This window comes from Kitasatospora sp. NPDC029367 (assembly GCF_055569135.1).
Genome location: NZ_JBVHYH010000102.1, coordinates 1,259 through 22,606 on the forward strand (window position 1 = coordinate 1,259; position 21,348 = coordinate 22,606).

Here is a 21,348-nt window from a genome sequence, read left to right on the forward strand (position 1 = left end):
CCCCGCCCCTCTCCCCCCCGCGGTTTTCCAGCTGGGGTGGTGGAAACCTTTTGGTTGCCCCCACCACCCGCCCCCTCCCCCTTCTTTGGGGGGATCCCCCTTGCGGGGCCCCAAACGGAAGGGCGGCCCCACCGGGTGCTCAGCCCACCTTGCGGGCGCCCGCCGAGGGAACGGCGGTGAAGGCGACCGGGGCGGCGAAGCTTGCGGCGTGGAAGGCCGCCGTCACGGCGGTCGAGACCTCGGCCACCTGCTCGGCGCCGACCAGGGCGATGACGGAGCCGCCGAACCCGCCGCCGGTCATCCGGGCGCCCAGCGCGCCGGCGGCGAGGGCGGCCTCGACCGCGAGGTCCGTCTCGGCGCAGGAGACCCGGAAGTCGTCGCGCAGCGAGGTGTGGCCGGCCGTCAGGACCGGTCCGAGCGCCGCGAGGTCGCCGCGGACCAGGTGGTCGACGGCCTCCAGCACGCGCCCGTTCTCTGTCACCACGTGCCGTACCAGCGGCCGGAGTTCACCGGGCAGCCGGTCCAGGGCCGGGCCGAGGTCGGCGGCCGCGAGGTCGCGCAGCGCGGGCAGGCCGAGCAGCTCGGCGGCGCGCTCGCAGCCGGCCCGCAGGGCCGCGTAGGCGCCGTCGCCGAGGTCGTGCTTGACCCGGGTGTCGATCACCAGCAGCCGCAGGTCGGCCGCCGCCAGGTCGAACGGGACGTGCCGCTGCTCCAGCGTCCGGGCGTCCAGGAACAGCGCGGTGCCGGCCGTGCAGCAGGAGGAGGCCATCTGGTCCATCACGCCGCAGGGCACGCCGACGAAGGCGTTCTCCGCCCGCTGGGCGAGCACGGCGAGCTCCGGGGCGCTCAGCCCGAGGTCGTACAGGTCGTTCAGGGCGGCGGCCGTCGCGCACTCCAGGGCGGCGGAGGAGGAGAGGCCGGCTCCGCTCGGCACGTCGCTGTCGACGAACAGGTCGGCCCCGCCGACGGTGTGCCCGGCCTCGGCGAGCGCCCAGAACACACCGGCCGGGTAGGCGGCCCAGCTGGTGACCACGCCGGGTGCCAGGCCGTCCAGGGCGAGTTCGGTGATCGTGCCGCCGCCCTGGGAGCTGAACAGCCGCAGTCGGCCGTCCTCGCGGCGGCGGGCGCTCACCCGGGTGGTGTGGGGGAGGGCGATGGGCAGGACGAAGCCGTGGTTGTAGTCGGTGTGCTCACCGATCAGGTTCACCCGGCCGGGTGCGGCCCAGACGCCGCTCGGGCGGACGCCGTGGACGGCCTCGAACTCGGTGGCCTCGTCGATCATCTGCAGCTCCATGCCTGGCGTGCGCGGTGGTCCCGCCGTCGGCCTGCACCGGCACGCGGGAGCGAATTCCGACATAATCAAACATGACTGCCCCCGCGGTCAACATCTGCGATGACCGTGTTCATTCGGGTCGGGCCGACGGCTGGAAGCAGCCGCCACCAGCGTCGATGCTTGTTGACAAGCGATCGTCTCTGTTTGAATCTGTTGAAGCTCGCAAGTGCCGGGCCGACGCCCCACGCGTAAGGAGTACAGCGGTGCACAGAACCGCCACCAAGCTGGCCGACGGCCGCGAACTGGTCTACTTCGACCAGGGGCCGGGCGCGCTCCGCGAGGTCCCGGACGAGCGGCCGCTCGAACCGGCCGCGAGCCTCTCCGAGACCCGGCTCGACCCGGTGCTCGGCGAGTGGGTGACGGTGGCCGCGCACCGCCAGCAGCGCACCTACCACCCGCCGGCCGGCGAGTGCCCGCTCTGCCCCTCGCGCGACGGACGGCTCAGCGAGATCCCGGCGCCGGACTACGAGGTCGCGGTGTTCGAGAACCGCTTCCCCTCGCTCGCCACCGGCGCCGCCGACCACGTCGCCCCCCGGGACGAACCCCTGCACACCCTCCGGCCGGGCGACGGCCGCTGCGAGGTGGTCTGCTTCACCTCCGACCACGACGCCTCCTTCGCCGACCTCGACGAAGCCCGGGCCCGCCTCGTCCTGGACGCCTGGACCGACCGGACGGCGGAGCTGTCCGCCCTGCCCGGCGTACGGCAGGTGTACTGCTTCGAGAACCGCGGCGAGGAGATCGGGGTCACCCTCGCCCACCCGCACGGGCAGATCTACGCCTTCCCGTTCGTCCCCTCCCGCACCGCCCGGATGATCGCCCGGGCCGAGGCGCACCGGGCCCGCACCGGCCGCAACCTCTTCGAGGACCTGCTCGCCGTCGAACGCGAATCCCCCGAGCGGCTGGTCCTCCGGGGCGAGCACTGGACGGCCTTCGTGCCGTTCGCCGCCCGCTGGCCCTACGAGGTCCACCTCTACCCGAACCGGAGGGTCCCCGACCTGACCGCGCTCGACGAGGCCGAGCGCGCCGAGTTCCCCGGGCTCTACCTGGACCTGCTGCGCCGCTTCGACGCCCTGTTCCCCGCCGGGCCCGGCGCGGCCCGCAACCGCACCCCGTACATCGCGGCCTGGCACCAGGCTCCCGTGGAGGGGGGCGCCGAACTCGCCCTCCACCTGGAGCTGTTCACCGTCCGGCGGGCGCCCGGCAAGCTCAAGTTCCTGGCCGGGGTGGAGTCCGGGCTGGACGCCTTCGTCACCGACGTCAGCCCGGAGAGCGCCGCCGAGCGGCTGCGGGCCGCCGCGCCTGCCTGAGCCGGGCCGCCGCGCCCGCCTGAACCGGCCCCGGAGACGACGGCGGCCTCCCGCCCCGGTGGGGGTGGGAGGCCGCCGTGCTGGTGTCGTGGGCCGGGTCCGGTCAGCCGGCCGGCTTCGCGGTGACCAGGGCGGTGATCTCGGCCGCCAGCTCGGGGCCGAGCTCGCCCCAGCCGTCCTTGTAGCCGTAGACGCCGCCGAGGGTGCGGGCCTCGTAGTCGCCGTTCATGATCTCGATGTCGTTCGCGGTGATCAGGCCCGGGTGGGCGACGCCGACGGCGGAGGAGACCTTGAGCAGCTCCTTGCGCAGGGTGCGCAGGTAGACGGCGGCGCGGGTGGACTTGGAGGCCGGGTCCAGGCCGCGGGCCAGCCAGGGGTTCTGGGTGGCGATGCCGGTGGGGCACTTGTCGGTGTGGCACTTCTGGGCCTGGATGCAGCCGATCGACAGCATGGCCTCGCGGGCCACGTTGATCATGTCGGCGCCGAGGGCGAAGGCCACCGCGGCGTTCTCGGGCAGGCCGAGCTTGCCGGAGCCGATGAAGGTGAGGTCGTCGGTCAGGCCGAGTTCGGCGAAGGTGCCGTACACCCGGGAGAAGCCCATCCGGAACGGGAGGGACACCGAGTCGGCGAACATCCGGGGCGCGGCGCCGGTGCCGCCCTCGCCGCCGTCGACGGTCACGAAGTCGACCCCGCGGTCGCCGCGCTCCATCAGCCCGGCGAGCTCCTGCCAGAAGCCCAGGTCGCCGACCGCGCTCTTGATGCCGACCGGCAGACCGGTCTCGGCGGCGATCAGCTCGACGAAGTCCAGCATCGAGTCGACGTCGCCGAACGCGGTGTGCCGGGACGGCGAGGCGCAGTCCTGGCCGACCGGGATGCCGCGGATCGCGGCGATCTCCGGGGTGACCTTGGCGCCCGGCAGCATGCCGCCCAGCCCGGGCTTGGCGCCCTGGGAGAGCTTGATCTCTATCGCCTTGACCGGGGCGCCGGCGACGACGTCCTTGAGCTTGTCGAGGTTGAAGGTGCCGTCCTCGTTGCGGCAGCCGAAGTAGGCGGTGCCGAGCTGGAGGACGAGGTCGCCGCCCTGGCGGTGGTACGGCGAGAGGCCGCCCTCACCGGTGTTGTGCATGGTGCCGGCCTCCGCCGCGCCCTTGTTGAGGGCGCTGATGGCGGCGCCGGAGAGCGAGCCGAAGCTCATCGCCGAGATGTTCACCACGCTCGCCGGGCGGAACGCCTTGGCGCGGCCGCGCGGCCCGCCGAGCACCTTGGCCGAGGGCAGCGGGGACTGCGGGTCGTGGGTGTCCGGCAGGGCGCCGGCGAAGGTGCGCTGCTTGACGTAGGCGTGGCCCTGGACGTGCTCGACGTCGACCTCGGTGCCGAAGCCGAAGTAGTTGTTCTGCTCCTTCGCCGAGGCGTAGATCCAGGTGCGCTGGTCGCGGCTGAACGGACGCTCCTCCTCGTTGGAGGTCACGATGTACTGCCGCAGCTCGGGACCGATCGTCTCCAGCAGGTACCGGGCGTGCCCGAGCACCGGGAAGTTCCGGAGCAGCGCGTGCTTCTTCTGGATGAGGTCGCGGGCAGCCAGAAGCGCCACCGCTGTCGCGGCGGCCGCGCCGATCTTCCGGGCTTGCATGGAGGTTCCTCCTCGGTGCACGACTCCATCGCCGTCGGTGGAGCCGTCCTGTGGTGCCGGGCATGGGGCGGCGGGCGCGCAGCCGGGAGGCGTGGGCGTCCGCCGGGGGATCCGATGTGATCGTAGGAGGTTTCCCCGAGCGCCCTGCGGGCAGGGGGCGCGTTCGCGCCGGGGCCGGCGCGCACCCGCGCCCTCGCGTCAGGGAGCCGCGCCCCGCCGACGCCGGTCCACCGGTTTCGCCCCTGCTGGCTTCTAGGGTGATCGGCGAGCGGCCCGGCGCCCGGCCGGCAGCGTCGTTCCCGGCAGTGCGCGGGAAGCCGCCCGCCAAGGTGAGAGAAGTGAGCGACGCCGTGCCACTGGACCCGACTCTGCGGAAACTGCTCGACGGAATGCCGGTGACCGACTTCGACACGGTCCCGCTGGAGGAGCTGCGCCGCGCCAACATCGCGAACGCAGCCGCGCAGCCGCGCGTCGTCGAACTGCCGCGCATCGAGGACCGCCGAGTCGACGGGGTGGGCGTGCGCGTCTACTGGCCCCGGGCCGACGCGGCCGGTCTGCCGGTGGTCGTGTACTACCACGGGGGCGGGTTCGTCATGGGCGACCTCGACACCCACGACAACGTCGCCCGCACCATCGCCCACCGAACCGGCGCGGTCGTGGTCTCCGTCGACTACCGTCTCGCCCCCGAAGACCCGTACCCGGCGGCGGTGGAGGACGCGTTCACCGTGCTGCGCTGGACCGCCGCCCACGCCCGCGAACTCGGAGCCGACCCGGAGCGCATCGCCGTGGCCGGCGACTCGGCCGGCGGCAACCTGGCCGCGGCGGTCGCCCTGCGGGCCCGCGACGCCGGCGGGCCACCGCTGCGCTTCCAGCTGTTGTGGTACCCGTGCACCCACATCGACCCCAGCCTGCCCTCGGAGGCGGAGAACGCCGACGCCCCCGTCCTGCCCCGCCGCGCCGTCGAACTGGCCGCCGGCTGGTACCTGGGCGGGCGCGACCCCAGGACCTGCGGCGCCGCACCCGCCTACGCCCGGAGCCACGCCGGCCTGCCGCCCGCCTACATCGCCACCGTCCAGGGCGACGTCATCCGCGACGAAGGCATCCGCTACGCCCAGCTGCTCCGCGCAGCCGGCGTCCCGGTCGAACACCGCAACCACGAGGACCTGGTCCACGCCTTCTGCACCCTCGCCCCGCACGTGCCCGCCGCGGCGAGGGCACTGGACGACTCCCTCGCCGCACTCGGGACCGGCCTCGGCTGACTGCTCGGCGTGTGTTCAGCCGTGCGTGAGGTCGAGGTAGCCGTCCTTGTGGAGGAGGTACCGATCCTGCTCGAGGTTGGCCGCGAAGCGCTCCAGCAGGTCGAACCAGCCGGCGGCGGACACGTCCTGCGGCATGCCGTGGTCCATCGAGAGGATCTGTCCGTACCGCCCGGCCGGTGCCGGATCGAGGTCCAGGGCTGCACCGTTGTGCGGTTCGTCGGATTCGAGGGGGACCCAGCCGTCCCGCCAGCCGTATTCGCCGTGGAACAGGGCGTCCGCGGCGTCGGTCCTGTCGCTGCTCCACTCGCGTCCCAGGTACCCGCGATAGTCGGCCAGTTGGGCCACGTCCTGCTGGTTCGGCATTCCCGTCACGAGATCGCCGAAGGCGATGCTGCGATGGACCAGGCAGGAGGCCGCGAATTCGACCGGCAACGGGCAGCCGAGCGCCTGCTCGCACGCGCTGATCTCCTCGCGGGTCGCCGGAGCACCCAAGGTCACGGGAAAGCTCGGGAACCGCCGTGCCAGCTCGCGCTCGATCCGCTGCCACACCGCCGTGGCGGCCTCGAATGCGGCGGCCAACTCCTCCTCGGTGCCGGCCGGCCGCTGCGGCCGTGGCGCTTCGGGATCGCGGACACCGTCCTCCTCCAGCGCCCGTACGGCGTCTTCGCGTTCCGAGGAGGCGATCAGTCCGAGCCGATGGGCCGCACGCCACCGCACGTCCGCGGTGAAGTCGACGGATCGCACCAGCTCCCACAGGATCCCGGTGACCCGGTCCCGGTACGCCGCTCCGCAGGCGAGCACTTCGGAGACGACGTCCGCCACCGGTCCGTCGTCACCTCGGACGGCCAGGTGCAGCAGGCTGCCGGGGTCGGCGGCCAACGCGCGCAACGCGCTGTCCACCAGTGCGGGCAGCACCGCGGGATCCGCCTCGGACAGGGGCCGTACCACGTGCGACAGGAAGATGCCGCGGTCCGTGAAATCCCTCATCGCGCCGAGCACGAGCTCGAACTGGCCGAGCCGCACCAGCGCGCGCACCACCGGTGTGGCCACCTGGGCAGCTCGTGTGCTCGCCGCGAGGTTCCTCAGGCGCTCGCTCGCCAACTGCCGTTGCGAGGGCCCGAGCATTCCGAGATCGGCGCCGAGCACCGCGGCCGTGTACGGGCCCGCCTCGCGATACAGCTGTACCGCCGTGTCCACGTACGAACCGTCGAGGGTCGCCAACGCGAGCGCCGTGCACAGCAGTTCGTGGTCGTCGGGGGCCTGCTCCGGATAGCTGCCGGGCCGGGCACTCGGATCGTTCGCCGGATCGTCCAGGAACCGGGCCAGCTGCCCGACGGCGAGCGGAGCCTGCTCCGGCACCAGCTCTACGATCGCGCGGGCGACCTCGGGACGGGTGGCGAACCCGTGCGCGAGCAGCAGGTGCCGCAGCGCGGTGCCCGTCGTCCGCCGCTGCCCGGTCGCCGTCGTCGGATTCGCCCCCGCCAGCGACCGGCGCGCCGCCGCGATCACCGCGTCCGCTTCGAGGGAACCTCCCGACAGGGCCTTCGCGGGGCAGGTGGCGAAACGTTCGACCTCCGGCCCGGGCGGCTGCGAGGGCGGAGCCGGCACCGTCTCGAACGGGAACGGCAGGTCGGCGGAGCCGCGTATCCGGCCCCGGTACGCCACGGGTTCGCGCCCCGCCGGCTGGTGGTGGCCGAAGAACCCGCGGCCGTCCGGGGTGAGGGCGATCCCCGTGCGCGCCCCGCTCTGGTCGGTCCACTCCAGTTCGGCCAGCGGCACGTGGCCGTCGTCCAGGTCCAGGTGGACGGTGAGCGGTACGGCATCCCGCCAGTCGCCGTCGCGGCGGAGTTGGGTGTCGAACACGACCGTGCGGTGCGGCCGCGGCAGCTGACGCGGCATCCGGCGGATGCCCACGACCTCGCCGCGATAGGAGGCCGGCAGCTCGTCCCGTCCGGAGATCCGCCGTCCCACGAACGACCGCTGCGCGGCGTCGAAGGCCACGCTCGCGCGCTCTCCGTCCCGCATCCGCCAGCCGAGCGCGGCCAGCGCGGCCCGGCCGGTGCCCCCCAGTTGGAGCCAGAGGGTGCCTTCGCCGTCCTCGGCGCCCGGGGCACCGGTGCGGGTGAGGTAGGGCCACAGGCTTCCCCCCTCGGCGATCTCGCGCCTGGTCCGCTCGGACCGCCCTTCCTCGTCCGCCGGATCGACCAGGACGTGGCAGAGCCGGAACGCCCCGTCCGCGCCCGGTGCGACGCGCAGCGACAACCCGTCGTCCGCACCGCGGGAGAACAGCGCCGACGGCACCGTGATGCGCGACTCGACCGGTCCGTCGGGCCCGGGCGCCGCGTGCAGCACGGTGACCTGCTCGCCGTTGACGCTGACCAGCACCGGCACGTTCCGGGCGGTCGGCTCGGCACACCCGCGTACGGTCACCGTCAGATCGGTGCCGGGCCGTGCGGTCGCGGCGAACCCGATCAGGTCGACCCGGCCGCCCGGCCGCACCAGATGGTGGTCCCCACCGAACTCGGTACCGGTCAACTCGGCCCGCACGCCGTGGTCGTGGGGCGGAGTCACCTCGAAATCAACGAACGTCGGCTGCACCCGGCACACCCTAGCCGCTGCCGACGATCAGCCGCCGGCCGCGGCCGTGCCGGTGGCCGAGACGGACGCGTCGACGTCCATGCCGAGGTTCACCAGCCGCCATTCGCCCTTGACCTGGCCGAGGGTGAACGTGAGGGCGAGTTGCACCTGGCCCGAGCCCTGCGCGGTGCTCAGGATCGCCTGCCGCAGGGTGTGCCCGTCCACGGTCACGTCCGCGTCGGTGACCACGCTCTGGCCGCCGGCGCTCGGGACTTCGTGGGTGACCCGGAAGTCCGGGGTGTGAACGGCCTGGACGAAGTTCTTGTGCAGGGAGTTCACCACCCGCGCGAACGCCGCCTTCTGGTCCTGCTGCGGGGCGGAGCCACCCGCGGACGGGGGCAGCTGGGTGAGCGCCCACGCCTGGTCGACGTCCCCTCGGTAGACGTCCGCCAGCCACGCCGCCAGCACCCGGGCCGGCCCGTCCGCGGCTGCCGTAGCACCCGCCGTCGCACCCGCCGTCGGGGTGGGCGTGGACGCCGGGGCCTGCGTCGGCACACCGGTCGGGGCAGCCGGGGTGGTGGAGGCGCTCGCGGCGGGCGCGGACGCCCCGGCCGCAGCCCCGGAGCCGCCCGACGAGCCGCCCGCCGAGCAGCCCGCGACGGCGAGTGCGAGGAACGGGGCGGCTATCGCTCTGCGCAGGAAAGGGTTCACGGTGGTCTCGACCTCCGGCTGGTGCGAATCGGGGACGCAGGTGCGTGCTCAGGCTAGGACCTGCACCCTCCGCCCCGTGACCGGGCCCCCGCCCCCGGTCACGCGGTGACCTTGGTGACGAACGCGGCGAGGTTGGCCACGGTGCGCCGGATCTTCTCCTCCACGGTGAGCGACTCGTGGAGCCGGGCCCCGACGTCCCGCTTGCCGCGCACGTAGAGCGAGCAGGCGAGGTCGGTGCACATGTACGCGCCGACGGAGTTGCCCTGTTTGCCGGCCTTCCCGGCCAGCGGTGCGACCAGCAGCGAGACGCCCCCGGTATGGGTGGTCACGCAGAGCGAGCAGATGCTGCGCCGGGCCTGCCAGGATGCGGCGCCGGAGGAGCGCAGCGCGACCGCCACCGTCCGGCCGTCCAGCTCGGCCGCGAGGTAGGCGCGGTCGGGTGCCTGCGGGTCGCGCCAGCCGAGGAAGTCCAGGTCGTCCCAGGCCAGTTCGGACAGGTCGCGGGGAATGTGCAGACGCTTCGCCTCGCCCTTGCTGCAGTTCACGAAGGCGGAACGGATCTCTTCTTCGGTCAGTGGCTTCATAGGAGCCAAAGTAAATTACCTAGGAGGATTAGGCAAACGTATAATGGCCCCAGGCGATGGAAGGACAGCAGATGGCACGCGTAGGACTGAACGCGGAACGACTCACCCGGGCGGGGGCGGAACTGGCCGACGAAGTCGGCTTCGACAAGGTCACGGTCTCGGCGCTCGCACGGCGCTTCGGCGTCAAGGACGCGAGCCTGTACTCGCACGTCAAGAACTCCCAGGACCTCAAGACCAGGATCGCCCTGCTCGCCCTGGAAGAACTCGCCGACCGGGTCGCCGCGGCCCTGGCCGGGCGCGCCGGCAAGGACGCCCTGGCCGCCTTCGCCAACGCCTACCGCGACTACGCCCGCGAACACCCCGGCCGCTGGGCCGCCGCACAGCTCGAACTCGACTACGAGGCGGCGCTCGGCAGCGCCGCCGTCCGGCACTCGCAGATGACCCGCGCGATCCTGCGCGGCTACGACCTCGCGGAGCCCGACGAGACCGACGCCGTCCGTCTGCTCGGCAGCACCTTCCACGGCTACGTCGCCCTGGAGCGGGCCGGGAGCTTCCAGCACACCCCGCGCACCACCGAGGACACCTGGTCCCGCATCCTGGACGCCCTCGACGCCCTCCTGCGCAACTGGCCGAAGGGCCTGACCCAGGCCTGACCCAGGCCTGACGCAGGCCCTCGGGCGCCGGCGGACGTCGACGAGCACCGGTCGGCCGAGCGCAGGTGAGCCGAGCAGCTTGGTGTCCGGTCCGAGAATTCGGACCGGAAGCGGACAACGGGCAAGCGGTACGACCACGGTCCGATCCGAAAGTGTGGTCCGTGCTCCGACGACGCGGTTCGTGCGGCGGCAGCATCGTTGCCCCATGACCAACACGACTGCGGCAACCGCCGTTCCTGATCCTGTCTTTCCGGGACGCTGGGTGGGCGGCGCCTCCCTTGTCCTCGGCCCTCTGCTGCTGTTCACCGGCGTACTGCTGCGCGTGCGCTTCGACTTCTTCTTCCCCGCGCAACTGAGTGCGTACGGGCACCATCCGGCCCTCATGACGGCCTCGTACAGCTTTGTGTCCGCCGGGTGGGTGCTGCTCTGGCCGGGAGTCGTGCTTCTCGCCGCCAGGATCGGCGAGAGGTTCCGGGAACTCGCGCTGTGGGGCGGCGCACTCACGGTCCTCGGCCTCTTCGCCCGCACGTTCCACGCCGGTGTGGACCACCTGGCCTTCCAGTTGGTGGCCGTCCAGGGGGCGGCATCGGCGACGCGAACGGTGAGCGAGACCTACAGCGCGTTCCACGTCTTCAGCACACTCAACGCGGCCGTCATGGGCGGCTGGCTCCTGCTGGCCATCGGCGCCTACCGCTCCCGAGTGCTGGGACCGCTGCGTGCAGCGGCCCTGGCCTTGGCATCGGCGATGCCGCTGGGCGTGCTGAAGGGAACCACCCCGCTGTCGTTCGCCGCCACCGCGGGACTGTGCATCGCGCTCGTTCCCTTGGGTGTGGCCGCGTTGCACGACGGGCCGACCCCACGGGCGGCCACGGTCGCCGGAAGGCTTCTCCTGGTGGGCGCCGTGGGAACCGCGATGTTCCTCTTCGGGCAGGCCGGATGAGCGGCCGACGGTATCGTCGAGCGGTGCACAGAATGGGGCAGCACCTGCGGACCGGCGCGCATCTGCTGGCGATCGACGCCTGCGTGGCGGCCGTCGTGACAGCCGGTTACGTGGCACTGGCCGACCAGGGTGCCACAGACGGTCTGCCTCGGTTCTCCGGTCCGTGGTGGCTGGGCCGGCTGGTGGCCGTCCTTGTCGGAATGCCGCTGGCCGTTCGGCGCCGGTGGCCGCTGCCCGTCCTGGCCATGGTTCTGGGTGCTTCGGCGACGGCGACACTGCTGGACATCACCCGTGACCCGTACGCCTCTGTGGCCCTGGCCCTCTACGCGGTGGCGCTCATCGAGCCGACACGCCGGGCTTCGGCGGCGCTCGCCCTGACCCTGGTTGTCTCGGCAGCCGCCGTCATCACCGGTGAAGCGGTCCTGACGCCCTCCGGCCCGTGGACGGAAGCCGCCGGCACCGCCGCCCTCGTCTGGCTGGTCATCGGGGCAGCGTGGGCCGCGGGCCGTGTCGTACGCGAGCGGAGATCCCGAGCGGCGCGGAGGGAGCGTCGCCTTGCAGAGGAGGCACAGGCCGAAGAACGCCTGCGCATCGCCAGAGAGTTGCACGACATCGTCTCGCACAGCCTCAGCGTGATCGTCGTCAAAGCAGCGGTGGCCAACCATGTGGCCGAGGCACGCCCCCAGGAGACGCACGATGCCATCCGGGCGATCGAGCAGACCGGCCGGGAGGCGCTCACCGAGATGCGCCGTGCCCTGGGAATGCTGCGCGGCGACACTGCTGGACGGCCCATGCGAGAGCCGGGCTCGGCGGAGACGGCTCCCCCTCCCGGGCTGGACGACCTGCCGACCCTCATCCAGCGTGCCGAGCGGGCCGGAGTTCGCGCCGAACTCCATACCCGGTCGGCCGTCGGCCTCCCCGCGGGGACGGCGCTGGCCGTCTACCGGATCGTGCAGGAGGCACTGACGAACGTGGTCAAACACGCCGGCGACGGAACGCACTGCCAGGTGACGATCACAGTCGACCCGCGAGGAGAAGTGGGAATCGAGGTGGTGGATGACGGAGCCGGGAACGCGGCCGCATCCAATCGGGCCGAACTCACTGGTGGCCACGGACTCGTGGGGATGCGCGAACGCGTGATGATGTACGGCGGGACGTTGGCCGCCGGGCCACGGCCCGGTGGCGGGTTCGCCGTGTCGGCTCGTCTCCCGCCCGATCCCGCTCACAGCACGGCCGCGAGCCGGAAGGCGAGGACCGCATGACCGAACCCATCCGGGTACTCGTCGCCGACGACCAGTCCCTGCTCCGAGGCAGCTTCCGGGTGCTCATCGACACCGCTCCCGGGCTGACGGCGGTGGGCGAGGCCGGCACCGGGGCCGAAGCCGTCGAGAGCGCACAGCGGCTCTGCCCGGACGTGGTGCTGATGGACATCAGGATGCCCGGCATGGACGGCATCGAGGCGACACGGCGCATAGCCGGATCTCCCGAGACAGCCAGGACACGCGTTCTCATCCTCACCACCTTCGACCTCGACGAGTACGTGTACGGCGCGCTGCGTGCCGGGGCGGCGGGATTCCTCCTCAAGGACACAGCTCCCGAGGTGCTGCTGGCGGGCATCCGCACTGTCGCCGCCGGCGAGTCCCTTCTCGCCCCTTCGGTGACCCGACGCCTGATCGCCGAGTTCGCCCGTCTTCCCCATGCGCGCCATGCGCCGGGCTCCTCGCTCGAGGACCTCACGGAGCGCGAGCGCGAGGTCCTCGTGCTTGTGGCGCGTGGCCTCTCCAATGCCGACATCTCCGAGTACCTCCACCTCAGCAACGGCACCGTCAAGACCTACATCGGTCGGCTGCTGCGAAAGCTGCGTGCGCGGGACCGCGCGCAGCTGGTGATCAGCGCCTACGAGTCAGGGCTCGTCAGCGTCGCTCATCAATCGACCGATTGATGAGCAAGATCGGTGAGCGAGGGGACTTGGCCCGGGGCCCGCGCAAAAACGCGGGAGCCGGGCCCCGCCTGGTTGTCCAGGTGGGGCCCGGCTCCGTTGGCCGCCCGGGGCTACCGGCCGCGGCGGAGGGTCTTCGCCAGGTAGGCGCCCCACGCGAGGGTGACGGCGACCAGCAGGCCGCCGCCCGCCGTGCGCAGCACCGACCCGAGTTCGGAGTCGGACGGCACCAGGCCGAGCAGGGTGAACACGGCGACGACGAGCAGCAGGAAGCCCAGCGTCACCAGGGCGGCCTTCGCGTATCGGTTCACAGGTATTTCAATCCTCCATGGACGGCCTGACGGTCGGCAAAGCGATGGTAATGACTTGACGGAGCCCGGGCGTCACCAGCCCCAGGCGCCGCGGTGGGCGCCGCCGCCGCGGAAGAAGCGGAAGCCGCGGAAGAAGGCTCCACCGCCGAAGCCCGCCGTGACGGAGCCGACGATCGTCGCCCGGGCGTAGCCGCCGTAGCTGCGGCGCCCGCTGTACCCGTAGCGGTAGCCGACGGCTCCGCCGACGGCGCCGCCGAGGTAGGCGCAGCCGGCCGCGCCCGCGCCGCCGGTGAGGATGGTGCAGCCGCCGGCGACGGTGATGCCGACGCCCCAGGTGATGATGGTCTGCTTGTTCTCGTTCCAGGTCTTGCGGGCGAAGGACTTGGTCCGCTTCCAGCCGCAGCTCCAGCAGATGTTGCCGTCGAGGTCGTAGCGGTTCAGCGGGTCCGCGGAGACGTAGTCGTAGGCGTTGGCGTTGCCGCCGTAGACCGGGTCGAGGGACAGGAAGCGGCCGGTGGAGCCGTTGTAGAGACGCACGCCCATCAGGACCAGGCCGCCGCCGGGGGTTTCGGCGGAGCGGAGCTTGGCTCCGGTCCAGCCGTACCGGACGGCGGGCTGGCCGGCGCGGGGCTGGCCGTACTCGTCGTAGTCCAGGACGGTCGGTGCGACGGCGGTGTCCAGCGGGAGCTGGAGCGTCACGTCACCGTGCAGGTTGGCCAGTTGCAGGGTGACCGCGCTGCCGGTGGTGGTGGCGGCGAGGTCGCCGGTGGGCCCGGTCACGTTGCGCGAGGCCGTGCCGTCCACGGCGATCCAGCGCGGGCTGTCGCCGTCGCTGCCGTAGTGGTTCGTCCGGCCGCCCGAAACCGCCCACGCGGTGCCGGAGTTGGTCTCGGTGGTCCAGCCGCGCAGGCGCTGGGCGGCGTCGAGGGTCCAGGTGAAGCGGCTGTTGCCGGTGGTCTGCTGCTGTACCAGGTCGGTGTTGTAGTAGCTCACCGTGCTGCCCGGCAGGGCGGTGGTGCGGCCGAACGCGTCGTAGGCGTAGCCCGGGTTCACCAGGCGGTCGGCGCTGTCGTAGGTGCTGGTCTGGGTGGTCGCTCCGGTGGTCGTGCACTCCTGGCCGCGGGGCGCGGTGGCGGTGGCGAGGCTGGTGCGGTTGGTGTTGTTGTCGAAGCCGTACGTGCGGGTGGTGCAGACGGCGTCGGTGGAGGTGTCGCGCACCTGGGTCAGGCGCCCGGCGCGGTCGTAGGCGTAGCTCTGGGCCGCGGTCACGCCGGGGGTGCCGGTGTGGGTGGCCCACTGGCCGTGGACGGTCTCCGTGACGGCGTCGTTGACCAGCACGGCGCCGTCGCTGTTGCGGGTGTGCGTGCGGGTGACGACGGTGCCGGTCGGGTCGGTCCGGTCGGTGCTGGTGTAGCCGCCGGGCAGGCCCTGGGCGGTGACCTTGCCGTCCGCGTCGTAGCGGGCGGTGAAGGTGCCGGCCGCCGAGTCGGTCACCGAGGTGGCCAGGCCGCGCGGCTCGGCGGCGGTGTCGTAGCCGTAGGTGGTGGTGGACGGCGAGCTGTCGGTGACCTTGGTGGGCCGGTCCAGCGCGTCGTACTCGGTGGTCGTGGTGGCGCCGTCGGCGTCGGTGTAGGAGATCAGGCGGCCGAGGTCGTCGTACGCCTTGGTGATGGTCCCGCCGGTGGCGGAGGTCTGCTTGACGACCTGGCCGGTGGCGGGGTCGTAGCTGACGGTGGTGGCCGGGGCCGCCGGGCCGACGCCGCCGCTGACCGTGGTGGTCACCGGGCGGCCGGCCGGGTCCGAGGTGATGGTCGTCGTGCGGGTGACCCCGCCCGCCGTCTCGTCGGTCTGGGCGGTCTGGCCGAACAGTCCGTACTGGACGGTCTTGACGGGCAGTTGCGCCGGGTTGGCGCCGCCGCCGGTGACCGGGCCGGCCGGGCCGGTCCGGCAGACCAGGTCGGCCCACTCCGGACGGCCGGCGCAGGGGCCGGTGCCGGTGGCGGTCCAGTAGCTCGTGGTCCGCGTGCCGGCGTCGGACCCGCCGGAGGCGGGCAGGGACTGGGAGGTGACCCGGCCCTGGGCGTCGTAGCCGGTGACGGTGGTCAGCTTGAGGCCGTCGGCGTCCTGGACCTTCCTGGTCGGGACGCCGAGGGCCCAGTCGTAGACGTTCTTGTCGGTCCGGGTCTCGGCGAAGACGTCCGGCCAGCCGCGCAGGGCGCCGCCGGAGGTGGTCGTGGTGACCTGGTCCTTGACCTTGGCGGTGCCGTCGGTCGGGCGGCCCTCGTCGTAGGTCTTGACGGTGCGGGTGCGGGCGGTCACCTGGGTGCCGGCCCTGGCCACCGTGGTGGTGCCGCTGACGGCGTCGGCGGCCAGGGTCACCCGGTGCAGCGGGCCCGAGGACTCGGTCTCGCGCTGACCGTCCTCGCTGTACGCGGTGACGGTCGACAGCAGCTTGGCGCGCTCGCCCGAGGGGAGCGTGTCCATGCCGAGGTCGGCGAGCTGGGCCTTGGCCTCGTCGGTGGTGCCGAGGGCGAGTTCGCGGTTGGCGGCGGTCAGGGTGCGGACCGCGTTGCCCCACTTGTCGTACTCGGTGGTGGTGACCCGGTGGCCGGGTGCGACGCTGTTGACCTGGCGGCCGGAGGCGTTCAGGTAGCTGACCGTCGCACGGGTGTAGTCGCCGGCGTTCAGCTCCGTGCCGTTGCTGGACGCGGGGACCTGGTCGGCGGGGAAGACCGCCGTGGCGTCGGTCGGCAGGTCGGTCTGGCCCCAGGCCGCACCGGCCGCGGCCGAGAGGTCCTCGGGCGCCTTGCCGCCCGTGGTCGGGACGCCGTAGACGACGACGGTGGCGGCGCTGCCGTTGACCGTGCCGGTGGTCCCGGGCGCGAGGGTGTCGTGCCGGACCTTGGTGAGCATGCCGTCGCCGGCGGCGGGGCTGCTCGGCACGTTGCGGTAGTCCATGCAGGTGGCGGGCTTGCCGCCGTGCTGGATGCAGGACAGCAGGCCGTCCTGGCCGGGCTCGCCGTAGTACCAGTACTTGGTCTGGGAGGCCTGGTCCAGGCGCGGGTCCCACTCCTGGCGCAGCGCACCGGTGTTGTCGTACCGGTAGGCGGCGACGTCGGTGGCGGTGGAGCCCGCGGCACCGGGGGCGGTGGCCCACAGCTTGATGGTGCTGACCTGGCCGGCGAAGTCGCCGAACTGGTCGGCGTTGTCCTTGCCCGTGGCGGTCGTGGTGTCGGCGTAGACGAACTGCAGGACGCGGCAGCCCTTGGTGGTCACGTCCGCCGCACAGGCGGTGGCCGTGGCCGCGGAGGTCGGGGCGATCACGTACCTGGGCCGGGCGAGGGTCTTCCCGCCGGCCACGGTCTTCTCCGAGACCACCGTGGTGGTGGTGTTCGCCAGGCCGTCCAGCAGGCTGGAGGTCACCGTCCAGGTGGCGGCGGCCGGGTCGACCTTGGCGAAGGAGGTGACGCTGCCCTCGGTGTCGGAGAGGGTGAAGTCCCCGCCCGCGAACGAGCCCTTGAGGGTCAGCTCCTCGCTGCCCGGTTCGGGCACCCAGCCGTTCCCGGCGGCGTTGGCGGTGAAGGAGACCGTGCCGCCCTCGGTGGTGGCCACGTCGAGCGAGGTCGCCGAGGTCCTGCGGATCTCGGTGTACGCGGAGGCGGAGACCTCCGAGGAGATGCCGGAGGTCCAGTTCGGGCCGAAGACCGGCGCCTGGCCGTCCTTGTTCGCGGCGCCCTTGGGGTCGCGCGAGGAGCTGGTGCGGCCGACCGTCATGCCGAACACCGAGACGTCGGTGGCCGAGACGGTCAGGTCACCGGTGAGCAGGTTCAGCTCGCCGGGGCCGACCTTCTGGGTGGCCGCGCCGCCCGCCTTGCGGTCGACGACGACCTTGACCGGCTCGGTGGAGACCGCGGCGCCGTTGGGGCCGGTGAAGTCCGCGCGCACCTGGACGGTGCCGTCCGGGTTGACGGTGCTGGTGGCGTTCCAGGTCAGTGCGGGGCCCTTCCCGCCGCTCAGCGCGACCGGCCAGGAGGCGAGCGCCGTACCGCCGTCGGCGACGTCGCCGGCCGGGACGGGCGTCCAGGCGTCGGCGTCGGAGCGGCGCCAGGAGAAGGCGACCTTGTCGTACTTGGCGCCGTCCGCCTCCGCGACCAGCGGGACGCGGGCGGCGGTGCGGGTGCCGTCGTTGGGCGCGGTCACGCCGCCGGCCCCGACCTGGAAGGTGTAGGAGACGGCCTCGGACCTGTTCTCCGCCCGGTCCACCGCCCGCACCTGGAGGGTGTTGGTGCCCGCCTTGGCCGGGGTGACGGTCAGGCCGACCGGCGTGCCGGCGCCGCCGGTGGCGACCTTGGTCCAGTTCGCGCCGTCGAGCGTCCACTCCAGGGCGCTCTGGTCACCGGCCGGCGGGGTCACCGTGAAGACGCCGCTCTGCCCGGCGCCCTTGACCCACTGGCCCGAGGGGTAGTCGGTCGAGGTCACCGCGCCCGGCGCGGAGGGCGCCGAGGTGTCCACCGTGAAGTACGCCCACGGGGACCAGGTGTTGTTGTAGTGGGTGCCGTCGTACGGCGAGGTACGGAACCGGTAGGTCTTCCCGTTGGCCAGGAGCCCGGCCGGGACCTTCACCGAGGCGGGCGAGCCGCTCGGCACGAACGGCGACACCAGGACGTTGCCGACCTGCGCGTTCGTGTCGTTGTCGAAGATCTGGAAGGTGCCGTCGACCTTGTCGTTGTTCGGGTCGACGAAGGTGTCCCGCAGCGTCGGGGTGGTCGAGTTGACCCACCACGTCCCGGCCGCGTCCTTGTAGAACGGTGAACCGGCCTGCTGGTCGGTGCCGGTGCGCGGACGGTAGTTGTACGTGACCGTCAGCTTCGGCACGTTGCCGGCCGCGTTGGCCGAGTTGAACTGCTTCCAGTACTTGGTGTTGACCTCGTCCGGGGCGCGCAGGCCCATGCTGGAGAGCTGGTTCTTGGCGGAGGTCCAGGTCTGGACGAGGCCGGTGACGTCCGCGTTGACCCAGCCGTCACCGCCGCAGCCGTCCCGCCCCTTGGTCTCGGTCGAGGTCGCCTTCTTGGCGTTCCAGGCCGGCTGGCTGGTCCACCGGGAGGCGGTGGAGGGCCGGCCGGTGTCCCAGACCTCCCAGGCGTACGGCTGGCAGTCGCTGTTGCCGGCGTGGAAGTTCCACAGCGACAGCTGCGCGTTCATCACCAGCGCGTCGGCGATCGGCGCGGTGTCCCAGGTGATGAAGGAGCGGGCCTCGCGGGAGCTGCCGTCGGCGTTCTTGGTGCCCGGGTTGCCCAGGTCGAGCTCGGTGTCGGCCGACCAGTCGACCGACTCGCCCTTCTGGACGTAGGTGTCGAAGACGTTGCCCAGGCCCGTGGTGGACGGGTCGACCGTCACCGGGTACTTCGTCGCCGGATCGGCCAGGAACGCCGCGTCCGGGGTGAAGACCAGGTCGATGTCGTCGCCGTTCTGGACGACCTTCAAGTCCACCCTGGCCTTGTGGCTGCGGGCGCCGGCGATGTCGTCGACGGTGGAGTCCCACATCACCGGGGCGGGCAGCATCGCACGCTGCTCGCCGGAGGCGGCGTCGGTGAACACCACGCTGCCGTCCGGCCGCGCCTCGGCGTTCAGGCCCTTGGCCCTGAGCGGCATGGTGTACGAGTAACCGGCCGCGCTGGGGCGCTGCTTGAGGACGGTGTACTGCTCGAAGCCGGTCCGGGTGGCCTCCACGACGAGGTCGACGGCGCCGTCGCTGATCGCGTCGCGGTACACCGCCTTGGTGCCGTCCAGCTCGGGCTTGGGCAGGCCGCCCTTCCACTGCAGCTCGACCTGCTGCTCGCCCCGGCCGAGGGTGACCAGGGTGCGGTCCTCGCCTGCGCCGGACTGCGACTCGGCGTACGAGCCGGCGCGGGTGCCGCCGGAACCGGCCAGCTTGAGGCCGTTGGGGTGCGCCTTGGGGGCCACCGAACCGTCGGCGGCCGTCTGCAGGGCGAGGTCCACGTCCACCCAGTCGGCGGCGGTGCCGCCCTTGCCCTCGGTGGTGTTCCCGCGGCTTTCCGCCGCCTTTCCGTCCTTGCTTTCCTTGCTTTCCTTGCCGTTCCGGGTGCCCTGGCCGTTCTGGCCGACCTGGCCGCTCTGAGCACCGTCGCGGAGGAATCGGATCGGGCCCGCACTGAGTTCGGTGGTGAGCGACCCGTCCTTGTTCACCCACGTCGTGGAGGTCTCGGTCCGCGCCGAGAGGGCCTCGACCCGCTGCCCCGAGAGCCGCGCCGCGACGCGGGCCGAGGGGATGTCAGCGGCCGTGGTGGGGGAGGGCTTGGCGGCGCTGTCGCCGCTGCCGCCCGGCTTCGGACCCGCCGCGAAGGCGACCTCCGAACCCGCCAGGAGGGAGACCGCCACCGCCAGCGCGAGTGAGCCGCTCACCACCCTGGCCGGTATCTGCCTGTGCATTCATGACTCCTTGTCGACAAGCTGCCACTGCGACAGCTCGCACACGGATCGTAGGCACGGACAAGATCGACATATGACGACACATCAACCCAATGAGGGGTCAAGGATGTGTAAGGGAAGAGTAATCTTGATCCATCTGTGATCATGGAGCGGTGGCGGTGTCGTTTCCGGGCCGCTGGGCTCCGAGGGCGGTTGGGTCAGGCCGTGTAGCGGGCCGTGCGGTAGCCGCCGTCGGCGGTGCGCTCCACGTTCTCGTCCTCCCAGGTGTGGGGGACCTTCAAGCCCCAGCACTTGCGCAGCGCCTTGTGCTCCTCGCGGTCGCGGGTGACGTACCAGGTGCCCATCCGGCACCAGGCGAGCGGTTCGTCGGCCTCGGTGGCGACGGCCCGCACCAGTTGCTGGGCGAACCGGGCCACCGTCGACTCCAGGTACTGGTTCATCCGGTAGGTGGCCTGGTCGCCGTGCTGGAACATGGCGTAGTCGGAGCCGGGCTGGGTGTGCAGCCGGCCGTGCTCCAGGGCCACCGTGCCGTGCCGGGCCACCGGCTCCTGCTGGGTGTTCCTGGCGATCCCCGCGTTGAGCCGGTTCAGCAGCTGGGCCTTCTCCCTGGTCGCCTCCGGGATCTGGCCGCCGCCCGTGCCGCCCTGGGCGGAGTACACCTCGTGCAGGTCGTAGTCCCCGGTGTAGAGGTACTGCTTCCAGTTCGGATCGGCCTTGAGGGCCGTCAACGCCGGTCCGCCGCCCGCCTGTTGCATGTCGAGCGGGACGTACGGCTCGCCGTTGGCGCCGGTGTGCACGATCCCGGCGGCGAGCGTCGGAGGCGGGTTGTCGATCCGCACGCCGGCCAGGCCCTGGTCGTTCCAGTGGCCGACGAAGCCGCTCAGGTCGTTGGCCTCCAGCCAGGCCAGGATCGTCGCCGGGTCGCCCTGGACCTGTCCCGGGCCGGTGCCGTACTTCTTGCCGACGGAGGCGGGCTTGATCGACTTCTCCAGGATGGTGTGCGGCTTGGCCTTGGCGCCCTCCGCGATCCGCCGGATCGAGAACTCGCCCGTCTCCCGGATGGCGATGGTGTACTTGTGCCGCTTGCAGATCTCCGAGATGGCGGCCAGGTGGTTCTCCCACACGATCTTCCGGAGTTCGTCCGCCCGTCGGCCCGAGGCGACGGTCCCTCCCTCGAAGGTGCCGGCCGCGAAGGTGGTCTCCACGGTGTTCTTGTCCAGCATCCGCTGCACCACCGGCCGGCCGCCGGGCCGACCGTCCGCTGCGCGCTGGAGTGCGCGGGTGGTCGCGGCGTTGCCGACGGTGCGCTGGAGGTCGACGACGGACTGCGGGGGCACGGCGCCGTCGGCCCGGCCCGTCCGGCCTGCCTGGCCTGCCCGTCCCGCCTGGCCTGCCCGTCCCGCCTGGCCTGCTCGTCCCGCCTGGCCTGCCCGGGTGTCGGTCCGACGGGTCGTGCTCGGGTCGTGCTGGGCGTGCCCGGCCTGATCCTGCTGCTTCCTCGCCCGCATGCTGCACCCTCCTCGGTCCCCTGCGTCCCTGTTATAGCGGGAGTCGGGGCGCAGGAGGAGACCGCATCCGGACGTGCTCGCCCGGGAGTTGGGCCCTTTGTGCTGGTGTCGGATGGGAGTTGCCTCCAGGTTAGTTGTGTGACCAC

At 72.4% G+C, this 21,348-nt stretch carries 14 protein-coding genes; 6 read left to right on the forward strand and 8 right to left on the reverse strand.

Annotated elements, in window-relative coordinates:
- Positions 1–139 precede the first annotated feature (139 nt).
- Entirely contained in the window at positions 140–1,282 is a 1,143-nt protein-coding gene (gene galK / locus ACZ4W5_RS34960) for a galactokinase (protein WP_465659093.1), read from the reverse strand.
- A 254-nt stretch (positions 1,283–1,536) separates the two neighbouring features.
- Between galK and galT the strand changes: the two genes are divergently transcribed.
- Positions 1,537–2,640 (forward strand): galactose-1-phosphate uridylyltransferase, encoded by a 1,104-nt coding sequence (galT, locus tag ACZ4W5_RS34965; protein WP_465659094.1) that lies wholly within the window; start codon positions 1,537–1,539, stop codon positions 2,638–2,640.
- A 103-nt stretch (positions 2,641–2,743) separates the two neighbouring features.
- Here the strand turns inward: galT and ACZ4W5_RS34970 are convergent, their stop codons facing one another.
- Positions 2,744–4,270 carry an FMN-binding glutamate synthase family protein gene (locus tag ACZ4W5_RS34970; protein ID WP_465659096.1) on the reverse strand — a complete coding sequence of 509 codons (1,527 nt, stop codon included), beginning with the start codon at positions 4,268–4,270 and terminating at the stop codon, positions 2,744–2,746.
- Positions 4,271–4,608: 338 nt separating this feature from the next.
- Here ACZ4W5_RS34970 and ACZ4W5_RS34975 point away from each other — a divergent pair, with 338 nt between their 5' ends.
- Positions 4,609–5,529: an alpha/beta hydrolase gene (locus ACZ4W5_RS34975; protein WP_465659098.1), complete on the forward strand. Its 921-nt coding sequence runs from the start codon at positions 4,609–4,611 to the stop codon at positions 5,527–5,529.
- 15 nt (positions 5,530–5,544) lie between these two features.
- On the opposite strand, the gene ACZ4W5_RS34980 is transcribed toward ACZ4W5_RS34975, so the two are convergent.
- The 3 genes from ACZ4W5_RS34980 to ACZ4W5_RS34990 all read right to left on the reverse strand — a co-directional run bounded on the left by ACZ4W5_RS34980 (position 5,545) and on the right by ACZ4W5_RS34990 (position 9,401).
- Positions 5,545–8,127: an SMI1/KNR4 family protein gene (locus ACZ4W5_RS34980; protein WP_465659099.1), complete on the reverse strand. Its 2,583-nt coding sequence runs from the start codon at positions 8,125–8,127 to the stop codon at positions 5,545–5,547.
- Between the two features lie 27 nt (positions 8,128–8,154).
- Positions 8,155–8,817, reverse strand: coding sequence for a hypothetical protein (locus ACZ4W5_RS34985; RefSeq protein WP_465659101.1), 663 nt, complete (start codon positions 8,815–8,817; stop codon positions 8,155–8,157).
- A gap of 98 nt (positions 8,818–8,915) precedes the next feature.
- Complete coding sequence (locus ACZ4W5_RS34990; protein WP_465659103.1) at positions 8,916–9,401, reverse strand: FBP domain-containing protein; 486 nt, start codon at positions 9,399–9,401, stop codon at positions 8,916–8,918.
- 71 nt (positions 9,402–9,472) lie between these two features.
- On the opposite strand from ACZ4W5_RS34990, the gene ACZ4W5_RS34995 reads away from it, so the two are divergent.
- The 4 genes from ACZ4W5_RS34995 (at position 9,473) to ACZ4W5_RS35010 (ending at position 12,936) form a co-directional block, all read left to right on the forward strand.
- Positions 9,473–10,054: a TetR/AcrR family transcriptional regulator gene (locus tag ACZ4W5_RS34995; RefSeq protein WP_465659104.1), complete on the forward strand. Its 582-nt coding sequence runs from the start codon at positions 9,473–9,475 to the stop codon at positions 10,052–10,054.
- 205 nt (positions 10,055–10,259) lie between these two features.
- Positions 10,260–10,994 carry a hypothetical protein gene (locus tag ACZ4W5_RS35000; RefSeq protein WP_465659106.1) on the forward strand — a complete coding sequence of 245 codons (735 nt, stop codon included), beginning with the start codon at positions 10,260–10,262 and terminating at the stop codon, positions 10,992–10,994.
- 32 nt (positions 10,995–11,026) lie between these two features.
- Positions 11,027–12,256 (forward strand): sensor histidine kinase, encoded by a 1,230-nt coding sequence (locus tag ACZ4W5_RS35005; protein ID WP_465659107.1) that lies wholly within the window; start codon positions 11,027–11,029, stop codon positions 12,254–12,256.
- Positions 12,253–12,936 (forward strand): response regulator, encoded by a 684-nt coding sequence (locus ACZ4W5_RS35010; protein ID WP_465659108.1) that lies wholly within the window; start codon positions 12,253–12,255, stop codon positions 12,934–12,936. Before ACZ4W5_RS35005 ends, ACZ4W5_RS35010 begins: the two co-directional genes overlap by 4 nt.
- A gap of 110 nt (positions 12,937–13,046) precedes the next feature.
- On the opposite strand, the gene ACZ4W5_RS35015 is transcribed toward ACZ4W5_RS35010, so the two are convergent.
- The 3 genes from ACZ4W5_RS35015 to ACZ4W5_RS35025 all read right to left on the reverse strand — a co-directional run bounded on the left by ACZ4W5_RS35015 (position 13,047) and on the right by ACZ4W5_RS35025 (position 21,031).
- Entirely contained in the window at positions 13,047–13,244 is a 198-nt protein-coding gene (locus ACZ4W5_RS35015) for a hypothetical protein (RefSeq protein WP_465659110.1), read from the reverse strand.
- Between the two features lie 72 nt (positions 13,245–13,316).
- Positions 13,317–19,694: a DNRLRE domain-containing protein gene (locus tag ACZ4W5_RS35020; protein WP_465659111.1), complete on the reverse strand. Its 6,378-nt coding sequence runs from the start codon at positions 19,692–19,694 to the stop codon at positions 13,317–13,319.
- 197 nt (positions 19,695–19,891) lie between these two features.
- On the reverse strand, positions 19,892–21,031 hold the full coding sequence (locus tag ACZ4W5_RS35025; protein WP_465659113.1) for a hypothetical protein: 1,140 nt from the start codon (positions 21,029–21,031) through the stop codon (positions 19,892–19,894).
- Between the last annotated feature and the right edge of the window lie 317 nt (positions 21,032–21,348).